At 39.5% G+C, this 17,277-nt stretch carries 19 protein-coding genes; 6 read left to right on the top strand and 13 right to left on the bottom strand.

Annotated features, from left to right (window positions below):
- Positions 1-22 precede the first annotated feature (22 nt).
- The 5 genes from traN to K6T82_RS18430 all read left to right on the top strand — a co-directional run bounded on the left by traN (position 23) and on the right by K6T82_RS18430 (position 3,524).
- The gene (gene traN, locus K6T82_RS18410; protein ID WP_223708945.1) at positions 23-916 is read left to right on the top strand and encodes a conjugative transposon protein TraN; all 894 of its coding nucleotides are present in this window, start codon (positions 23-25) and stop codon (positions 914-916) included.
- Positions 917-936: 20 nt separating this feature from the next.
- A complete protein-coding gene (locus K6T82_RS18415; RefSeq protein ID WP_223708947.1) occupies positions 937-1,497 on the top strand; it encodes a conjugal transfer protein TraO in 561 nt (186 codons plus the stop codon).
- A 12-nt stretch (positions 1,498-1,509) separates the two neighbouring features.
- Positions 1,510-1,959, top strand: coding sequence for a DUF3872 domain-containing protein (locus K6T82_RS18420; RefSeq protein WP_223708949.1), 450 nt, complete (start codon positions 1,510-1,512; stop codon positions 1,957-1,959).
- 522 nt (positions 1,960-2,481) lie between these two features.
- Entirely contained in the window at positions 2,482-2,934 is a 453-nt protein-coding gene (locus tag K6T82_RS18425; protein ID WP_223708951.1) for a response regulator, read from the top strand.
- Positions 2,935-2,969: 35 nt separating this feature from the next.
- On the top strand, positions 2,970-3,524 hold the full coding sequence (locus K6T82_RS18430; RefSeq protein WP_223708953.1) for a sigma factor-like helix-turn-helix DNA-binding protein: 555 nt from the start codon (positions 2,970-2,972) through the stop codon (positions 3,522-3,524).
- Positions 3,525-3,753: 229 nt separating this feature from the next.
- Here the strand turns inward: K6T82_RS18430 and K6T82_RS18435 are convergent, their stop codons facing one another.
- Genes K6T82_RS18435 through K6T82_RS18475 form a run of 9 tightly spaced genes read right to left on the bottom strand, consistent with a single transcriptional unit; the run spans position 3,754 to position 9,303 of the window.
- Complete coding sequence (locus K6T82_RS18435) at positions 3,754-4,560, bottom strand: PRTRC system ThiF family protein (protein WP_223708956.1); 807 nt, start codon at positions 4,558-4,560, stop codon at positions 3,754-3,756.
- The gene (locus K6T82_RS18440; protein ID WP_223708958.1) at positions 4,560-5,282 is read right to left on the bottom strand and encodes a PRTRC system protein B; all 723 of its coding nucleotides are present in this window, start codon (positions 5,280-5,282) and stop codon (positions 4,560-4,562) included. The genes K6T82_RS18435 and K6T82_RS18440 overlap by 1 nt, the downstream gene beginning before the upstream one ends.
- A gap of 12 nt (positions 5,283-5,294) precedes the next feature.
- Positions 5,295-6,446, bottom strand: coding sequence for a hypothetical protein (locus K6T82_RS18445; protein WP_223708961.1), 1,152 nt, complete (start codon positions 6,444-6,446; stop codon positions 5,295-5,297).
- Between the two features lie 17 nt (positions 6,447-6,463).
- Entirely contained in the window at positions 6,464-6,682 is a 219-nt protein-coding gene (locus K6T82_RS18450; protein WP_223708963.1) for a PRTRC system protein C, read from the bottom strand.
- 27 nt (positions 6,683-6,709) lie between these two features.
- Positions 6,710-7,321 (bottom strand): PRTRC system protein E, encoded by a 612-nt coding sequence (locus K6T82_RS18455; RefSeq protein ID WP_223708965.1) that lies wholly within the window; start codon positions 7,319-7,321, stop codon positions 6,710-6,712.
- 11 nt (positions 7,322-7,332) lie between these two features.
- On the bottom strand, positions 7,333-7,527 hold the full coding sequence (locus K6T82_RS18460; protein ID WP_223708967.1) for a hypothetical protein: 195 nt from the start codon (positions 7,525-7,527) through the stop codon (positions 7,333-7,335).
- A gap of 24 nt (positions 7,528-7,551) precedes the next feature.
- Positions 7,552-7,743 carry a DNA-binding protein gene (locus tag K6T82_RS18465; protein ID WP_223708969.1) on the bottom strand — a complete coding sequence of 64 codons (192 nt, stop codon included), beginning with the start codon at positions 7,741-7,743 and terminating at the stop codon, positions 7,552-7,554.
- A 54-nt stretch (positions 7,744-7,797) separates the two neighbouring features.
- Entirely contained in the window at positions 7,798-8,871 is a 1,074-nt protein-coding gene (locus tag K6T82_RS18470) for a DUF932 domain-containing protein (protein ID WP_223708971.1), read from the bottom strand.
- A gap of 30 nt (positions 8,872-8,901) precedes the next feature.
- On the bottom strand, positions 8,902-9,303 hold the full coding sequence (locus K6T82_RS18475; RefSeq protein WP_223708979.1) for a single-stranded DNA-binding protein: 402 nt from the start codon (positions 9,301-9,303) through the stop codon (positions 8,902-8,904).
- 672 nt (positions 9,304-9,975) lie between these two features.
- Here K6T82_RS18475 and K6T82_RS18480 point away from each other — a divergent pair.
- A complete protein-coding gene (locus tag K6T82_RS18480) occupies positions 9,976-10,755 on the top strand; it encodes a hypothetical protein (RefSeq protein WP_223708982.1) in 780 nt (259 codons plus the stop codon).
- Positions 10,756-10,928: 173 nt separating this feature from the next.
- Here the strand turns inward: K6T82_RS18480 and K6T82_RS18485 are convergent, their stop codons facing one another.
- The 4 genes from K6T82_RS18485 to K6T82_RS18500 are packed head-to-tail and all read right to left on the bottom strand — an operon-like array spanning position 10,929 to position 17,144.
- Entirely contained in the window at positions 10,929-11,732 is an 804-nt protein-coding gene (locus tag K6T82_RS18485; RefSeq protein WP_223708984.1) for a TIGR02391 family protein, read from the bottom strand.
- A gap of 48 nt (positions 11,733-11,780) precedes the next feature.
- On the bottom strand, positions 11,781-12,905 hold the full coding sequence (locus K6T82_RS18490; RefSeq protein WP_223708986.1) for a hypothetical protein: 1,125 nt from the start codon (positions 12,903-12,905) through the stop codon (positions 11,781-11,783).
- Between the two features lie 19 nt (positions 12,906-12,924).
- Positions 12,925-16,308, bottom strand: a complete 3,384-nt coding sequence (locus tag K6T82_RS18495) for a DEAD/DEAH box helicase (protein ID WP_223708996.1) — start codon at positions 16,306-16,308, stop codon at positions 12,925-12,927.
- On the bottom strand, positions 16,305-17,144 hold the full coding sequence (locus tag K6T82_RS18500; RefSeq protein WP_223709000.1) for a Hachiman antiphage defense system protein HamA: 840 nt from the start codon (positions 17,142-17,144) through the stop codon (positions 16,305-16,307). Before K6T82_RS18500 ends, K6T82_RS18495 begins: the two co-directional genes overlap by 4 nt.
- Positions 17,145-17,277: the final 133 nt, after the last annotated feature.

The following is a 17,277-nucleotide window of genomic DNA, read 5'->3' on the forward strand; positions in this document are numbered from 1 at the left end:
TCAACTCAAATAAATTAAAACAATGAAAAATCATTTAAAAAACTATTGGGCAGCCACCCTTTTGCTTGTCTCTGCTGTAACATCTTATGCGCAGGAAAATAGGAAAACATCTCTTTCACTGGGCAGTATAGAACCCTATAAGATGGAAGTCACTTATGACAAAACTTCTCACCTGATATTTCCGACCGCGGTGCGTTATGTGGACTTGGGAAGCGAATACCTGATTGCCGGAAAGGCTGAGGATGCAGAAAACGTACTTCGCGTTAAAGCAACCGTAAAGGATTTTGAGCCTGAAACGAACTTTTCGGTCATTACCAATGATGGACGTTTTTACAATTTTAGTGTGTGTTACAGTTCCTGTCCGCAGTCAATGTGCTATAACCTGATCCTGATGCAGAAAGAAGCAGACAGAGCCAAAGGAAACGATGTGCTTTTTGAGGAATTGGGGAATAATTTGCCCTCACTGGCAGGCTTGCTATTGGAAACAATTTACAAGAAAGATAAGCGCATTGTAAAACATATCGGGGCAAGGAGTTTCGGTATTCAGTTTATTCTCAAAGGCATTTACATCCACAACGGGAAATATTATTTCCATACGGAATTAAGGAATAAAACCAATGTGCCTTTCGAGATTGATTTTATCAATTTTAAAGTAGTGGATAAAAAGGTTGCCAAGCGTACCGTAGTCCAGGAACATCCTTTAACGCCGTTGAGAACTTACAAGCCATTGGACGGTATTGCCGGAAAATCGACCGAACAAAATGTGTTCCTTTTAGACCAGTTTACCATTGCCGATGACAAGGTACTGCTGATTGAGATTTTCGAGAAGAACGGCGGCAGGCACCAGACACTACAGGTGGAAAATTCCGATTTAATCAAAGCCCGTTTGATTGACGATATGCACCTGAAATTTTAGTAACCTTTTAAAGCAATAATATGAAAAAGTATATTTATACCGTGATGCTCGTCCTGATAGGCATTACAGCTGCACAGGCACAAAGAATGCTGCCAAAACAGAAAGGAGTGGAAATAAGTACGGGTGTATTATCCGATGATAAAATCGGTAACGATTATTACATCAGCGCAGCAATGACCGTAAACGGCAAAAATGGCAATTATCAGCTTTGGGCGTTGGAATATACTCACCAGTACCAAGACTACAAAGATCTCCGCATCCCGCAGGAAACCTATTCCGCAGAGGGCGGTTACAGCTTCTTTTTACTGGGCGATGCCCGAAAAAATATCACGCTTAATTTTGGGATAACTGGCGTGGTCGGTTACGAAACCATCAACCGGGGCGAAGCAATGTTGTTTGACGGAGCGAAGATACTGAGCGAGGATAATTTCATTTACGGAGCAGGCGGCCGCCTCACTTTTGAAACCTATCTGTCAGACCGTTTTGTAATCGTCCTGCAAGGGCGTACAAAAGTCCTTTGGGGTACAGACCTGGAGGTGTTCCGACCGTCGGCAGGTGTGGGATTAAGGTTTAACTTTTAAAACGTAAAATCGATGACAGCAATATTCAATAAATTCAGAACGGGATTACTGCCATTTTATGTATTCCTGACAATCTTCACAGCTTTGGTTACTTTGGTATCTTGCAGCAAAGATGATCAACTCGAAATACAGAATGATTTTCCTTTTGAGGTCAACGTAATGCCGGTGCCCAAAGACATTGGCATCGGGCAGACCGCGGAAATACGCATAACCATACAGCGCAGAGGTAATTACGAAGGCACGCAGTATTATCTGCGTTATTTCCAGTTCGACGGGCAGGGTACGTTAAGGTATTTCAATGATCCGCCGTACCTGCCCAATGATCTTTATCAATTACCACAGGAGCAGTTTCGTTTGTACTATACTTCCGCATCTGCCGTTTCACAGTCGTTTGATGTTTGGATTTCTGATAATTTCGGTAATGAAAAGCAGTTGACTTTTGATTTTAACAGCAGTGATTAGTGTTTGTACGTACTTAATAACGGCATAAAAATTTCGCATTTTAAACTACAGCCCGATAAGATCTTCGGGCTGTTTTATTTGCAATTTTTCAGAGTATTCTCTAATGTAAACATTGGAATACTGCATAAACGTTACTATATTTGCCGAAATATAGAAAAACTCACATAGTGTTTTTGCTTAAGACTCGGTAACTGAAAAACTGGTAATTTTATAGACCTCGAGACAAATAAGTAAGGACGCTCATGCCATTGGCGTGGGCGCTCGCTTATTCGTGGTCGGGTATACCAGTGCCTCAGTTCCCATAAGTGCAGTGGTCTGCGCCATCTTTTTTATATTACACAGGCGCATAATGACACTCTTGTAAGAACACCTTTTGCAGTTATCGGTAAATAATCTTTAAAAACAGTTTATTTTACTTACCGTAAAATATAGTTTTTAATTATTAACTATAGGACGTTAGTCCTATAAAGATTTATTGCCGTTTTTATTTCTATAATTTGTTGAATGTTTAAACTATGGTAAATGGAAAAGGAAAAGCAGATTACGATTTCTTTAATTGACGACCATGAGGGGCTTCGGGTATCCCTTAAAAATTTTTTGGAATACAGTAATTTTAAAGTAGTGCTTCAGGCATCCAATGGCAGGGAAGCTATTGAAAGCCTTAAGGAAGTGGAATTATTGCCAGACGTCTGTATATTGGATATTAATATGCCGGTTATGGACGGATTTCAGACCGCAGGTGCCCTGGCAGAAAAATATCCTGCAATGAAAATTTTAGTATTCAGCAGTCTTGATAACAGGAAAAGTATTGAGGAAATGCTGAGGCTGGGTGTCAGGGGTTATGTACTGAAAGGTTCTTCGACTGAAAAATTAAAAGAAGCAGTAATCAAGCTTCATCAGGGCGGATACTATTTCAGTGAGACTGTAAGCAGGAACGCATTAAGCTATATAGCAGAAAAACGCAATTTACTATGAGCGGAAGACTGCACGTAATTACAATTTAATCAAGCATGCTTACAAACACATTGATAGACCGTACCAACAGATTTTATATCGAAATGTCACGAAAGGTGCTTTCTGATAAGGAATATGATATTCTTCAGAAAATCCTGATTGAGAAAATGCCTATTAAGGAAGTAGGTGATCACTACAATGTCACAGGTGAGAGCATACGCAGAATCTATGAAAGGACATATGACAAGGTCAGGTGCGTCACTGATCTGCTCGCAGAAATAGACCATTATAAGAAAAAGCTTCAGCAGTTAAAAGATGAGTTTCAAATCGAAACCGGGCAGTTGAAAAAAAGAAAAATCAATCGCACAGTTGATCTGAATAAAATATTACACGACAGCCATTTTCCATTGAGCTTAAGGATGTACAATATGTTCGAAAAATTGGATATCCGCACAGTTGGGGAACTTACTGCAATACCTTTAAAGGATTTCCAGTGTTTTAGGGGGTTTAAGGAAAAATGCAAAATTGAGCTGATAAAATTTATAGAGTTTGAAAATATAGAACATCTTTTTCCAGGTTTCTCGGATTGGAAAAGAGCCCCAATCAAATAATGGGGTAACTAGGTTTTCTTTTGCTTCTTTTCTTTGGCCGTCGATTCGGAAAGAAAAGAAGTCTCCAAAAACAAAAAGAGGGATAATGAATATCCCTTAAAAAAAACGCGCAGCCTCTTTGATAAAATGGCGCGTAGTGTCTTTTTATTAAAGTGGCTGCACCGAATACATGCAAAAAGACTGCCCCGACCTTTCGGGAGGGAGTGTCTTTTTGCCGCCCGATTTCGGGTCAGGCGACTTTTATAGGATGGGTTCGGAAGTCTTTCAAATTGTGAAAAAATCCTTTATACTCGGTCATTCCCCTGCGAAATAAGTTCCACAATAGGGAGCAACCCATCTGAACGAGCGATGAGTTGATAAACAAATCCTGTTTTTCCAGAGCTTCGGCAAGTGAACAACTTGGCGTATTATCGTCCTGTTCCGACTGCAAGAGCAGTTCCCCATATTCATCGGTCACAAATGGCAGGCTTGCCACAGTCTGGTACTTTTCTGAATTGGGCTGTTTTATCTCACCGATTGTGGATAAAAGTACCTGCCCTGTATCTTGGCTGTTGCCGAAATCAAGCCAGTATTTCGGCTCTTCTTGGTAATTTCTGCGGTAGCTTGCTTCTTTCAGAATCTCAGCCACGCCAAATCTCGCCTGTACATTATCTACACATGAAATAGTAATGACTGCCCTTGCTTTTTCGGGCAGTCTGCCAAACCTGTCCTTTTCAAATTTTACCGTTTCGGCTTTCCAGTTTGAACCGATACAACGGTTGATACGGTTTATTAAGGCTACGGATTTGTATAATCCTGTTTCACATTCAAAAAATCGCTGTCTGCCCAAATTGGCATTTGTTATAACATCATCATCCCACAAACGCACCTGCAACCCTGCGTGTCCTAGAGCTATCAGGCTCTCGTTTATTTCCATTAAAGCGGTCAATACTTTTGAACCTGTACCGCCTGCTCCGATTAGGTTTACCGAAATCGGGTTTGCAGGACTTATCAAATCGTTGTCCGTAAAATGGACTGCTGTTTTTTCAGTATTCATCACAATAGATTTTTAAGTGTCTTATTATTCCTTTTCAATACTTCTTTAGGAAAGGGTTTAACTGTTCCGATAAGGTCTTTCCAAACGTTTACGCAGTTCCCTTTTATGGGGCTGTGGCTTCCCAATAGGTGGCTGAAGTAGCTGTTAAAAAAGTAGCTTTCCCACGCTTGTATAAATTCCTCAACCGAAGCCGATTTTTTAATTTCAATAGTTACAGTACCCATACACACTTTACCGTCTTCATAGATATTGAAAAAGGGAGCGTAATGCAATGGTGTTTTTTCTGTGGGTCTTCTGTCTGTTGCAAGGGCAAAGACTGCAAGACCGCTTTTATTGGCAAACCAAAGCATTGGCGGTACTTGTGCCAATCCGTTGGGTATGCCCAAGCTATTTACAAAATACAGCTGTCGTTCTTGTGCTTTAGTGTACCATAGCACAGTGCCTTTTTCGCTCGGATTGATATGAAGGATACTTGTCGGCAAAATACCCTTTGACTTTAAAAAGGCTTTGCCTTTTTCTTCATCGGTCTGTAAAGACTTTGCCAGTATTTTGGCTTCTTTTACGGTCAATGGGTGGGCATTGATTGGGTTGCCGTTGCTGTCCATATCAAAATGCTCCACATACATATCGGTGTCTGTTCCTGCGGTTTCATAAAAAACCAATGCGGATTTTGGGTGGTACAAAATGCCGAAATTCTCGGCTATGTTATTTATGGTGTCCATCTTTGTAATTTTTTAATAGTTGTACAATAGTGTACATAATTCATCCAATAAGGCAAAAAGGCGGTTTTCAAAATCAAGGTCAGCCTTCGCTATTCTCCCATCGCCAAATGACTTAGTGATTGTTGGCTCATCTATTCTGCCATACTCGTTAAACTCGTTATTGATGCTGTCTGAAAGGCTTTCATAAAGCCAGCCTTTAGTATCTGCAATAAAAGAGATGTATTTTTCCATCCCGATAGTTTCGTTTTCGTAATCGTCATTGTACAGGTCTTCTTCGTGCGTTGGAGCGTTTCTGAAGATACTTGCTTTGGGATATTCGGTATATAGGTCAAGCGCATTGCAAGCCACCTTGTAGCATTCACTGTCGAATGTATTACGGCTTCTGAATTGGTGTAGGCGTTGTTCAAACATTACTAAATTTTTACGATTGAATATCCGCTGTTCTATACGGTCGCCAATATCCTCAGCTACCTTAAATTCACGTTTATAGATTTGGGTGTCTTCTGTATCATCGTCCTGTTCTACCCACTCTTTGTGCATTTCATACATCCAGTACAGATAACTGTTTTCCTGTCTGTAATACGGTATATCAGCAATATGGTAGAGGTAACAGCATACGGATATAAGCAAATGTGCATTTTCTTTATCTTTAGGGGCTTTAAGCATCCTAAAAAGCGGTACAATAGGAATGTAATACAGGGTTGTACCTGTATTATATTTTTCCTCGCTTACCAAAAAGGTTTTCTGACTGTCCTGTACCAATTTGAAACCATCCCAATTTGTATTAGTGCGTTGTACTTTGCTTTCCATGTCCCACAATGACAAGGCAACGTTGTAGGGAAAGCCAAAATCTTTGGTCTGCATCGGCTCAATACTGTAATGCTCGGCAAGTTTGGAAAGGGACTTGTAAAAATCCCTCTCCGTTTTCTGACAAGCCTGTATAGAATCTGCTGTTTTCAATTTGGGCAGGAACGTACATTTTAGAATACCATTGGAAGCATTGCTACTGGTACTGCTTTGTGTTTGTCTTTCTGCACCTGGCTCGCATCCTTTGGCTTTTTCATCCATTTTGCGAACTCGCCCAACTGTCGGTGCAGTTTCTGCTGTCGTTTCTCTTCGGGCGGGCTGATAATTCCCGATATGATGTTGCGTTGCATAATTCATCGTTTTTGATTTTTGATTTAACCTTTCGTACCCATTACGCTCTCAAATTTGTACTCTACTGCATCATCCTTAATCTGCGGTGCAGATACTTTTGCGGTTGTTAAAATGGGGTACAGATTGGCGTAAAAATTCAGCACGGCTTCCACGCTCCAGCGTGGTTCGGGGTCAGTCAGTCTGATGTCCTGCCCTTTGTCTTTGAGTATAAATACCCGTTCTAATTGTGTTGCTAATAACATGATTGTTCGATTTTCGGATTAACACTTTTATTCTTCTTCGCCTGTTTCACGGGCAGGATAATCAGCAGTAACTTCTTCCGATTGTTGTGGCTCTTGCGGTTCGGGTGTTGCTTCTTCCATTGCTCCGAATAGGCTCGGTGCTGAAAACTTGTCAGACAATGCTGTTTTGCGTCTGCGTATCTCGTCCGCTTTTTCGGGAAACTCTGCGATTTCGGGAACTTTCATCCATGCTTCACGGAATTTGCCCTCTTTCTCAAGTTCGTCCGCCTTTGCCATACCGTCCTTAAACTTCTTGTCTTTGGCTTCTTTTTCCTTTTTCTCTCTCTCGGTTTTCTCTTTCTCGATTGCAGACTGCTTTTTTGCTTCCTCCAACTGCTTTAAGAATTTTTCCATATCCACCATTAAGCCTGATACCTTTTTTACAGGTGTGGTTATCTGCTCAAAAAATCCCTCGTCAAACTCCTGCGGTGTGGCGTTGAATGTCAAAGGCGGAATTAGGTTTTTGGCATTATCTCCGCATTGGTCATTGTTGAGCAATACAGTTACAATTAGGTTGCTTTCCATCCCTTTTGAAATGTTCAGTTGCAAAACTCCTGTAAAGTCCAACTGCTGTATCTGATTAAAAAAATTGGTGTTCATCGTTCTAAAATTTAATGTGTTGTCGCTTTCTCTTTAATGGCTGTCAGTTTTTCGTACATATCCGTCCAATAGGCTTTCTGCCTTTTATCGAACTCTGAAAAACTCTTGTCCTTGTACCCGTATTCTTTGTATTCTGCTGTGATTTGCATTGCCTTTGCGAGGTCAGTCACTTCAATCAGACAGCCGTTTAAATCTGTTATATACATTGTGCTGTGTTTAAGAATTTAATTTTATGGGGTATAAACCCCATTTACATAGTAGCCGTATGGCTTTTCCCAATTGCGTACTAAACCGTCAGTATCTGCATAGAACTTTTCAGTCCTGTTGCAGTAAATAATATATATGGTGTGGTCTTTGTACTTCTTTTCAAGGCTCTGCGCCTTAGCTATTGTTTTTGCTTGCTCTATTGTTTTTGCTTCCATAACACTAGTTTTATATCAGGCTACCACCGTTTAAGGCGATAGCCGTGTTGTTATCTAATTAAGGTTTAGGATTTCAGCACCGTCCAAAGCAAATGCGGAACACAATTCAAATGCTTTCTGTGATTTAAGCTGTGCAGTACCTCCCAATACTATGCTCTGCAATTTGGCTTCGTCGTTCTTGTAATTCCTTACGTTCTGATAGTATCCCGTAACTGCGTTGTAGGCTCCGAACAAAGTTCCTTTTGTGGTATCCATCTGCTGAGTGTCACTCACCATTGCGTAGGCAAATGCGTCCTCAACTGTGTTTTTGAACACGGTGGAAATTTCATCGTCTGCACCTTTTCGGATTAGTTCAAGGGTTTCCTTGTTAGGACAAAGTGCCAACTGGATTAGCTTTCTTACTTCTCGGTCATTCACTTTTACTTTTGTCCAATCGTTGAAAATGCTCTCTAATTGACTGCTGAGTGTATTGGCAAGCCCCATAATCTTGTGGGCGCTCTCGATACGTTGTTTTGCTCCTGAAGTATGTTTTATACGCACTACGTTGGTCATACTGCGAAGTGAGGCATTCAGCGTGTTTTGGCATACAATCCTAATCGGTGTAAATGCAGCTGTAATACTGCCGCTGCCATCGTGCGAAGTGGTTAGGAAAATGTATTTTTCCGTTACATCATCGCCGTTGCCTACTCGGATATAGTCGGGCAATTTAGCTGTGATAAAAATGCGTTCGCCATTTCCTAACGCACCTGCTGTTTCATACAGGATGCCATCGCCACCGCCTACAATACTGTCAAAGAAATTAAAGGCTTCGCGGTTCTGCACGATGTGGTAATCCTTACCCACTACGCCCAATACTGCATTGTTGTCTGTGCGAATGTTGGCAAAATAATTGGGTACTTCCAATTCGGTATTGCCAATCTCAATATTATCTGCATTTTGGATGATACCCGAACTTTTGATAAACAGCGGGGATTTTGCCACTTCGTAATCTAGTCCTGCATATTTGATTGCTTCTTCGCTTGTAGGATAGTCAGAAACAATCTGCCCTAAATTATGCCATGCTTTCTGCTGTACGCTGAAAAAGCTGTACTTTCCTGTTTTCTCGTTGAAATTGATATTATGTGCCATGATATTAAAATTTTAAAGTTTTTAATTGATTTAGAAGGGCAGGTCATCTTTGGGACTTACATTTTCATGTGAATTGACCTCGATATTTTCTGTTTTAGTCTGCGCCTGTGCGGTTTCGGCTTTTCTTGCACCGCCATGAAGTTTTATCTGCGAGGTATTGAAATTCAGTCCTGCATGCGGTTGTCCGTCACTGCCTGTCCACGCCCTTGCGCTTACCCTGCCTGTAAGCTCCACAAGTGTACCTTTAGTGAGTATCTGCACTACTTTCGGGCTTAGCCAGTAGGCACAGTCAAGGAACGTTGTCTGCTCTATGCGCTCGCCTGCTTTGTTTTTGTAGCTGTCGTTGATGGCTACTGAAAAGTTTACTACTGTTTTGCTGTTTGACACGTTACGCACCTGCGCATCTGCTGTCACTCTTCCAATAATGTTCATGATTTCTGAAATTTTTAGTAAATAATTTTTTTTGAAATTTTATTCGGCAATGAGAGGAGGAGCTGTTTTGTTTCATCAAATCCTTTTTCAATATTTTATTTCTCATTGCTGACATTTTTTTTATTCGTCTAAAGAGCCGGAGTATGCTATGTTTCGTTTCGAGAGCATAAAAAGGTTAGTGTCTAGCAGTGGCAAGGCTTTTATAAAAAATACGACCCACATGGGTGGAGATTTTTTATAAAACCTTTTGGGCATGGCCTTGCCGGTGCGTTAAGGACACGGAGTTACCTTTGCTCTTGGAATGGGACAAAAGCATACTGGTTATTTGATTAAAAATCATGAGGAAGTAGTGAGAACCCAAAAATGATGTAGGATCACAACATTGTCTTCTGCGGGAAGAAATGGTGTTTATAATATCGAAGCATACGCTTACCATATCATATTAGTAAAACGCATTTTGAAAGCCAAACACTTAAAAATCAAAAAAATAAATTTGGCATATTAAAATTTTATTCTTAAGATTGCATATGCTTATTGGCACGCTAGCTCGTTCGTGCAAAGATTTCATCAGCCAATAGTTTAATAATGCTAACCTGCCTGCTTATTATCCAAATTAAAGATTACGAACGCATATAAATTCAGGATATTAAGTCGGTACAAAAGGAATGTATTATGAAAACTATTGAGTACTTCAAACTCCAGTCAAAAAATCTTCACAAAGATTTTAAAACACAAAAACCTTATTATGATTCTTCATTAGGCGGCAACTTCTTTGAGTATACCCCAAAATTTTTCGATGTTGATGCTCTGGTCACTGACTTCGAGATCGATGAAAACCATTTCACACTTATGAATGCCCAGCATATTATTGCCAAATTGGTGGGATTTGAAAAATGGACAGAAATACTTAAGGCTTCTCCGGCGGCATTGGAACTAGCCAGACTCCTTTTCGACAACATGCACAAAATCAGAAATGAAGAGTGGGGATATTATATCAGAGATGTGGAAAATGATAATGATATAACATTAGATGACGAGGATAAACTGGATATTTTTAAAACAGTTTTTGCTGAGGTAGATGGTCATCAAAGTGACGGATACGACTACCGTCTGGCTAAATCGAATAAAACATCAATTAACAATCAAAAAATTAAAACAATGGAAAACAAATCTAAAATTCAAATAACAAGCCTGCCATTAACAGGAAAAGATCACGCGGAATTCATCAATGTAGCAAACGAAGTATTCGAAAATGCACTGCAGAGGATTGAGCATGAACATCCTGAATCAGTACGAAAATTGTGGAATCCTGACCAGTACCTCGAAGAAGTGCTAAAACCAGATATGCTGCCAATAGATCGTGATTATGCGCTGTCTTTGATTGAGGCCTTTGTAGTTCATAAAGTAATTGATCTGGCCACTTTAGCTGATGATGAGGTCTTAGAAGCTTAATTTTTCCGACCTGTTTTTAGAATAAAAAAAATCAATTCAATTTTAGTTGAATTGATTTTTTTTTTACGGTTTAAATAATGAAAAAATAAAACTCATCTATCATAATTTGACTATTAGGTACAAAGAATAGAGGTTTTGTTTTTGGCAAAATAGAACAGACTTTTAACACAATCCTATTTGAAACCTGTCTTAAAGGTCTGATCCAATTTGTTTTGAATTATTGTTGCTACAACAAGTACCTCGGTCATCTCGGTTAACTGAGTATCTTCCAAAAGCTTTGGATCGTGCGCTTTTGGATTTCTATACATACTGAAAAAACCTTTTATAAAGTTGGCGAATCCTGTATGCTCGCTTACATGACTGTCGGTCTGCAGTACATTAAACGCAAGCATGGGATTTCTGGCAGTTCCCAGACCAAAACAATTGTCTACCAATACAGCTCCATCAGTAGTATATCCGCTTTTTTGCCTCAACTTCTCAGCCACACTTTTTGTTATTTCCAGGATGGCATGAAAGTAATTTTCATTGAGCCATTCTGATTCGCAGTACTGCAGGATGTCGGGATGGATTCCTATTCCATGTACTTTTTCCTTTATCTTTAAAGAGCGTAATTTAGCTTCCGAAATTGTCTTTGCCTTTTCAACAGTCTTGGCGTTTCCTGTTTTGTCAATTTCTATTCCTTCGTAGACCAGCTTCTCATTTATGGCTGTCCTGTGTTTTTCAAATATACTTTCTTCGGTATATCTTTTAGGGCTTATAACCCTGAGAACAAAATTTAATACATTGTTTGCACAGCTGTCTTGTGATTGTTTTGCTTTTAGGGAATAGTAGATTCGGTCAGGTTTGTTAGCACCTTCTGTATTATCGCTAATACCTGAATTATTTAATTGTTCAGTTATCTGTTTATGAGTTAATATTTCTTCTCCAATTATTATAGAGATACTGCGCAATGTATCAGGGTCGAAGCTTTTTATCATAGTGTTGGCAATGTTTGTTTATTGAGGATCTTTTTTATTTTTTAAGGTCTACCAGTCCATGTTCCTATGGTTCTCTATATTCCTAATAGTTTCTTTGATATAGCGGTCAGTAGATTGCTGGCTTACCATTCTTCTTCGGTATGTGGAAACAGATTTTTTATCATAAAAGACGGGAATTCCACGCAGTATATATTGCATTGCGAATAGAGTCCTCGGATCTGTCTGTAAATAGTTATCAAATGCACCAAACTCATCAATTATATTTTTAAATGCTATTTCTGAATTGTCATCAAAACTGTACTTTACATCAGTTTTTGATCTGGTAAGAGTAAATGGAATTGCACCTAGATTATCCATATGGATATAAAACGAACTTCCTTTCTTTAGGAAATTTCCATGTGATGCAGGATTTCGAATCTGTTCTTTTATCTCGTTCAGTTTAGCCAAATGTTTTAAAGCAGTGCTGTCATTCTTAGTATCGAATACTATATTGAATTTTACTTTCCAGTTTGCACCAATAAAGTTTTCAAGATCGGTCGATTTCATGTCCACATGTTTCATAAAAGGTAGAAGCAGGACCATGAGATGTTCAAGCAAACTGAAGTACGCATCTATCATCGATAGCATGTAATAAAACCCTGCTTTGCTCTTGTTGTTTAATTTGATTTCCTGGGATGTCTTGCCTCTGAAAAAAAAATACCTTCCCGAAATACCGGCAAAGTCATTTTCAATTGTAATTAGTCCGGCACCTATCTTTTGACTCATAAGTTGCTGTACAAATCCTTCTGTCAGCGTTTTAGCTTTATTGAGTACGGTAATCACTTCAGCTGCGAGATCTGCGTCATCCTCCTTTTCAAGATAGGTTGAAATTGTAAATCCAAATTTTCTATGGGCTAATACAAAACTCCGATCCTTATAGAAAATTGGTATCTCCCATTTAACCTTTTCAAATAAGGGCAAAATTGGATATTTTTTAATCTCTACAAGCAAAAGATATATGATAAAAGGATACTTTACCTTTAGCTCTTCAGGCAGTTCAATATCATATCTTTTAAGTGATCTGGTCCCATTGCCGCTGTCTTGCCACGGCTCATGATAATTTTCGTCAGGTAAAATGTCCTTTAATAAAAAATTGAGGTTTTTTAATCCTTTCTCCTCGCTGTTATTTTTCATTTTGCTGCTTTAATGATTGTTAGTCGACTATGTGGACATAGGGATTGTGAATTTGCATTTCCCAACGTTCTTCAAAATCATCATATATAAATTCAATTCCTGGTATATCGTTTACCGAACTGAAATCAATTGTTTCGTTGGAAACTTCTTCAATAACCTGAAGATCTGCGCTCATAAGGTACTGGATGCCATTTATCTGCCTGGCTATTAGAGTGGATGTCGTCATATGTATTTCGCCAAAGGTGAAGTTTGGTACTTTTTTAACCATAATATCTCTTCGGGTAGTAACCCTTACCAGCAATTCAAGCCACTCCACTGTATTTGAAGTAGCAAACAATTTATAGTCTTCCTCATTGGCAATAAGATCCCTTTTATAGCTATAGACACTTTTGTCCCAGTCATCGTCTTCAAACTCTTCCCCCAGTTCATTGGCTGCAGAACGTGACCTTATTCCCGCCTGATAGATTTTTACTTTCTTAAGTGACGGAAGTCCGGCCTCGACAAGTATCGAAAGCTCTTCTATGGTTTCAGCCTCGACATCAAGTTCGAGTATACGCATTTTCTTTGCAATACCGTTTAAAACCCACGGAAGGTTAAAGGTATAAAGCTTAGTAATAATTATGGCAGCATTTTCCAACGGGAATATTTCAGACAATGGTGAACCATTAAGCCATTTACTTCTTATCTCATCTTTTGAGGCGCTTTCAACGGTGCTACCATTTTCTACTAGTACCGGCAGATCCTCAAGAATGTTTTCCAGGGCTGAAAGTAGCGCAATTTTAGTTTCAATAATTGAACTGTCATTTTCAAAACTGTTCTGGACAAGATCAATAATGGCATCGAGCCTTTCCTCTATAACAAGATCGGTATTCAGGGGTAGTCCTGATCTAACAATAGAGTTCCATTTTTCTCGGTCGTCACCAACTCTTTGTACTATGCCCCTTATGCGTGCCTGAAGAAATTCTGATACTTCTTCACCAGAGATTGAAGTTTCATTTTCAGCCTGTATGAAGGCAAGGGATCTGGCAAAGAAAGACTCGGTCCATGCAAGGTCAATTTCACCTTCTTTGTTATTGAGCGTCTGTAGAGTAAGAAGGGTATCGTCAATAGAGCCCAGCTTATCTTCAATAGCTTGAGCTTCCTGGCCGATTTCATCCATTCTGTTCTCTGTTATAAGTTCAAGCAGCAGTTCGAAATCAATATGCTGGTCTTCAGCAAGTTCCTTTAATTCAATAATGCTTGATAAAATTCCGCTTTTGGCATGATCAATTCTTTCTTTATCAAAGTATTTTCTTTTGATAGATCTTGTTGTCGCTAAAACATCCTTTTGTGATTTTCCAGTAGTTTCTAATACTACTAATATTTTTCCCTCATGGTCCACAAAAGCCCTTCCGGCCCTTCCGGCGATATTCCAAAAATCCCGTGGTGACAAGGCAGAACCGGCTTGGTGTAACGTAGAAAAAATTACGGTAGATACCCCTAGATTTACTCCCTGTCCTAAGGTCGAAGTAGCAATTATCACAAGGGGCTTGTCGGCTCTCATAAGTCTTTCCAGAGGAAGTCTTACATCAGAATGCAGATCAGCATTATGGCACAGTATTCCCTTGCGGGCAAAATGGAGCCATGGATTGTCAATATCACCATATGTTTCCACGCAAGCCAATTCAAAAGCCCGCCAGTCTGCTGCATTTTTCCACGGATGGTCTTCCGGATCCATGCCAAGGCAGCTGTAATAGGATCGAGCCATCACAAATACAGAAGCTTTCAATCCAACGAATATTAAAACAGATCCAAAGGTTCTGAATTTGTAAGCCGTAGCTGCAATTGCATCATTCTTCGAATCGGGGATAAATCTTACCCTGGTCTGCCGGCCAATCAGGGGCTGGGCTTCTGCAACAATAAAGCGATTATTAAATGAGGATCTTTCTACGTCTTTGCTTACCCAATTCAAATTGACATGACGTCCATTCCATTCCAGAATACCCAGTCTTTCATCTGAAGGCCGCCACTTATCTTTATAAACAGTCTGATCTGATTTCGTGAGCCATAAGGCAAGATCTTCAGAATTTGGAAGAACTGCGGAGAGTAGAAGAAATTTACCGCCGTTCTGATCCATATAGAAGCGGAGCTCCTCGTAAAACATTTCGTTTATAATGTTTCTTTTTTCGGGTCCAAGCAGATGCCCCTCATCAATAATGACGAGCCTGATCTGTTCTATGAGTTCTTCATTCCCTCTTAATATAGCTTTTGCCTTTTCAGGGGTCGCAATAATGACATTGGAATCCTCAATTATTTTTTCGTCAAGTTTGCTGTACAAGCTGCCTCCATAAAGGTGCGACACAGTAATATTTGCATTGTCAAGAATTGGACCAAGCGAGTTTTCAACTTCGAAAGCAAGAGAACGAAAAGGAGCAACATAAAGAACCTTGTTATTTGGATCCTTCAACATGCAGTCCAGAATTGACAATTCTGCGATTCTTGTCTTGCCACTGCTGGTGGGTATGCTAACGATACAGCCATCTGTATTATGGAGAACTTTGTCGAGTGATTTCCGCTGTGTTGTAAAAAGCTCATAAATTCCCCGAGGCTGCATGTACACTAAAGATTCAATATAGCCTATAACCTGAGGGTTATCCATATCGAAATGAGGTCTCAATGAATTCCATAATGATGCCTGGTCGAAGCCATCCGCGATCAATATCAATAATCTCAGCACCCACCAAATCCCCGGATCCGACTCCAGCTCCGCAATTTCCTTAAGATTGCGCAGTTGTGATTTTGCATTGTAAAGCAATTCGGTATTTCCGCTATAAAAATACTTAATAAAGGCGTCTAAAGCGCGTGCTATGACTATTTCATAAATTTTCTTCTGTCCGTCAATATCATTTTCTTCCTGATTCTGAGCAATATTGCCATCATGATAAGTCTCATCGACTAAAATAAGGCTAATTTGTTGGGTAAGGTTTTTAAAATCCCTTAGAAGGAACAAATGTATAAGCCCTGCGATTATCGAATCTGACCTGAATTTTTTAATATTGATAAATGACTTGGAATACTGAAAGCTAACATAATAGGAAAGAGAAGCAATCAGCCCGTAATAATCACTGGTATTGGCTTTATTGGCATCGGCGCTGTGTATAAACTCAAGTAGAGAGGCTCCTTTTTCAAGCGGTTCCACTGCCTCAGAAAAATTTTCGTTTTCTGCAAATGAGCAGCCAAAATTAAGATAGTAAAAAGCAAGGATATTAAGGCTGTCATCATTAATAGTATATGGGGGAAAGTTATCTTTATTTTCTGCCGTATTGAACAGTATATAACGTGCATTTGCCTGCGCCATTAGATTTTGTATGGTATTATCCCTTTCAATCTTGGATAATTTTTCCCGAATTATTTCATTTGTCATAGTGTTTCTGGATTAGCAATCATGGATTCCGCCATTATAAAAGCTTGATCAATGAGAGTTTGGGGATTGTCAATCCCCGCCGATATAAAAATAAGTTCGGGATTATCCGTTGTAAGATGCCTTTCCACGACAGTAGAAGTCTGGGTATTGCTCAATAATAGCCCTGTATAAGTGATATCACCTTTCGATTTTATTTCACTGATTAAAAAACTGTCAAGCAGATCTGCGACAGATTTTGTGGCAGGATCCCGGCTAAGTTCACTGATTAGGAAGGAAAAAGATAATGGCAATTTGTCCTTTCCAAGAGACTCAGTAATATCATCTACTACTTTTTTAACGGGTGTTGTCCTAAATTTTGATTCACCAAGGAATATCTTGAGACTGTCGTTTCCCTTATCATCGGCTATTATATCTACCATAAGGGTATCGTCTCCCTTAATTGCCTGATCAACATTAGGATTGTAGCGTAGTTTGAAGGCTTTAACCAATGATTTTCCTTGGCAGCTTTCAATATATTCAATCAATAATATTTCGGTTGCATTTCCTTTTTTGGTCTTATCTGCCCTTGGAAGATTTCTGTTTTGCTCAGCATATTGTGGAAATCCGGCGTCCCTATATCGCTGCTTTAATCTCTCTATCTTTGTCTGGTCATAGTGATGATGGATCAGTTTTTCTGCAAGCCACTGAATCAAGGCAGGTTCATCGGCCGCTAATTTGCTGGTCAATGCTCGGTGGCATCTGGCATCTGTTGGTTCAAAGTCAGAGCAGTCCATCCATCTTGCAAATTCATGTGGATTGGAAGGGTGGGCTCCTATTAAATCTTCGTGTAGCGACATAGTTTTGTGGTGATTGAATTATCGTATTTACTTTTGACGGTAAATAATGGCTTTTTTTATGCTTTTCAACATTCGTGATGTGCAGTATAAGCTAAATTTTTTGAGGAGCTAACATAGTAAATTTTGGGAATAT

It is taken from the genome of Flavobacterium potami (assembly GCF_020026915.1).
Lineage (GTDB): Bacteria > Bacteroidota > Bacteroidia > Flavobacteriales > Flavobacteriaceae > Flavobacterium > Flavobacterium potami.

Coding starts and splice junctions, on each gene's coding strand:
- traN (WP_223708945.1), top strand. CDS start 23: ATGAAAAATCATTTAAAAAACTATTGGGCAGCCACCCTTTTGCTTGTC.
- K6T82_RS18415 (WP_223708947.1), top strand. CDS start 937: ATGAAAAAGTATATTTATACCGTGATGCTCGTCCTGATAGGCATTACA.
- K6T82_RS18420 (WP_223708949.1), top strand. CDS start 1,510: ATGACAGCAATATTCAATAAATTCAGAACGGGATTACTGCCATTTTAT.
- K6T82_RS18425 (WP_223708951.1), top strand. CDS start 2,482: ATGGAAAAGGAAAAGCAGATTACGATTTCTTTAATTGACGACCATGAG.
- K6T82_RS18430 (WP_223708953.1), top strand. CDS start 2,970: ATGCTTACAAACACATTGATAGACCGTACCAACAGATTTTATATCGAA.
- K6T82_RS18435 (WP_223708956.1), bottom strand. CDS start 4,560: ATGAATACTGAAAAAACAGCAGTCCATTTTACGGACAACGATTTGATA.
- K6T82_RS18440 (WP_223708958.1), bottom strand. CDS start 5,282: ATGGACACCATAAATAACATAGCCGAGAATTTCGGCATTTTGTACCAC.
- K6T82_RS18445 (WP_223708961.1), bottom strand. CDS start 6,446: ATGAATTATGCAACGCAACATCATATCGGGAATTATCAGCCCGCCCGA.
- K6T82_RS18450 (WP_223708963.1), bottom strand. CDS start 6,682: ATGTTATTAGCAACACAATTAGAACGGGTATTTATACTCAAAGACAAA.
- K6T82_RS18455 (WP_223708965.1), bottom strand. CDS start 7,321: ATGAACACCAATTTTTTTAATCAGATACAGCAGTTGGACTTTACAGGA.
- K6T82_RS18460 (WP_223708967.1), bottom strand. CDS start 7,527: ATGTATATAACAGATTTAAACGGCTGTCTGATTGAAGTGACTGACCTC.
- K6T82_RS18465 (WP_223708969.1), bottom strand. CDS start 7,743: ATGGAAGCAAAAACAATAGAGCAAGCAAAAACAATAGCTAAGGCGCAG.
- K6T82_RS18470 (WP_223708971.1), bottom strand. CDS start 8,871: ATGGCACATAATATCAATTTCAACGAGAAAACAGGAAAGTACAGCTTT.
- K6T82_RS18475 (WP_223708979.1), bottom strand. CDS start 9,303: ATGAACATTATTGGAAGAGTGACAGCAGATGCGCAGGTGCGTAACGTG.
- K6T82_RS18480 (WP_223708982.1), top strand. CDS start 9,976: ATGAAAACTATTGAGTACTTCAAACTCCAGTCAAAAAATCTTCACAAA.
- K6T82_RS18485 (WP_223708984.1), bottom strand. CDS start 11,732: ATGATAAAAAGCTTCGACCCTGATACATTGCGCAGTATCTCTATAATA.
- K6T82_RS18490 (WP_223708986.1), bottom strand. CDS start 12,905: ATGAAAAATAACAGCGAGGAGAAAGGATTAAAAAACCTCAATTTTTTA.
- K6T82_RS18495 (WP_223708996.1), bottom strand. CDS start 16,308: ATGACAAATGAAATAATTCGGGAAAAATTATCCAAGATTGAAAGGGAT.
- K6T82_RS18500 (WP_223709000.1), bottom strand. CDS start 17,144: ATGTCGCTACACGAAGATTTAATAGGAGCCCACCCTTCCAATCCACAT.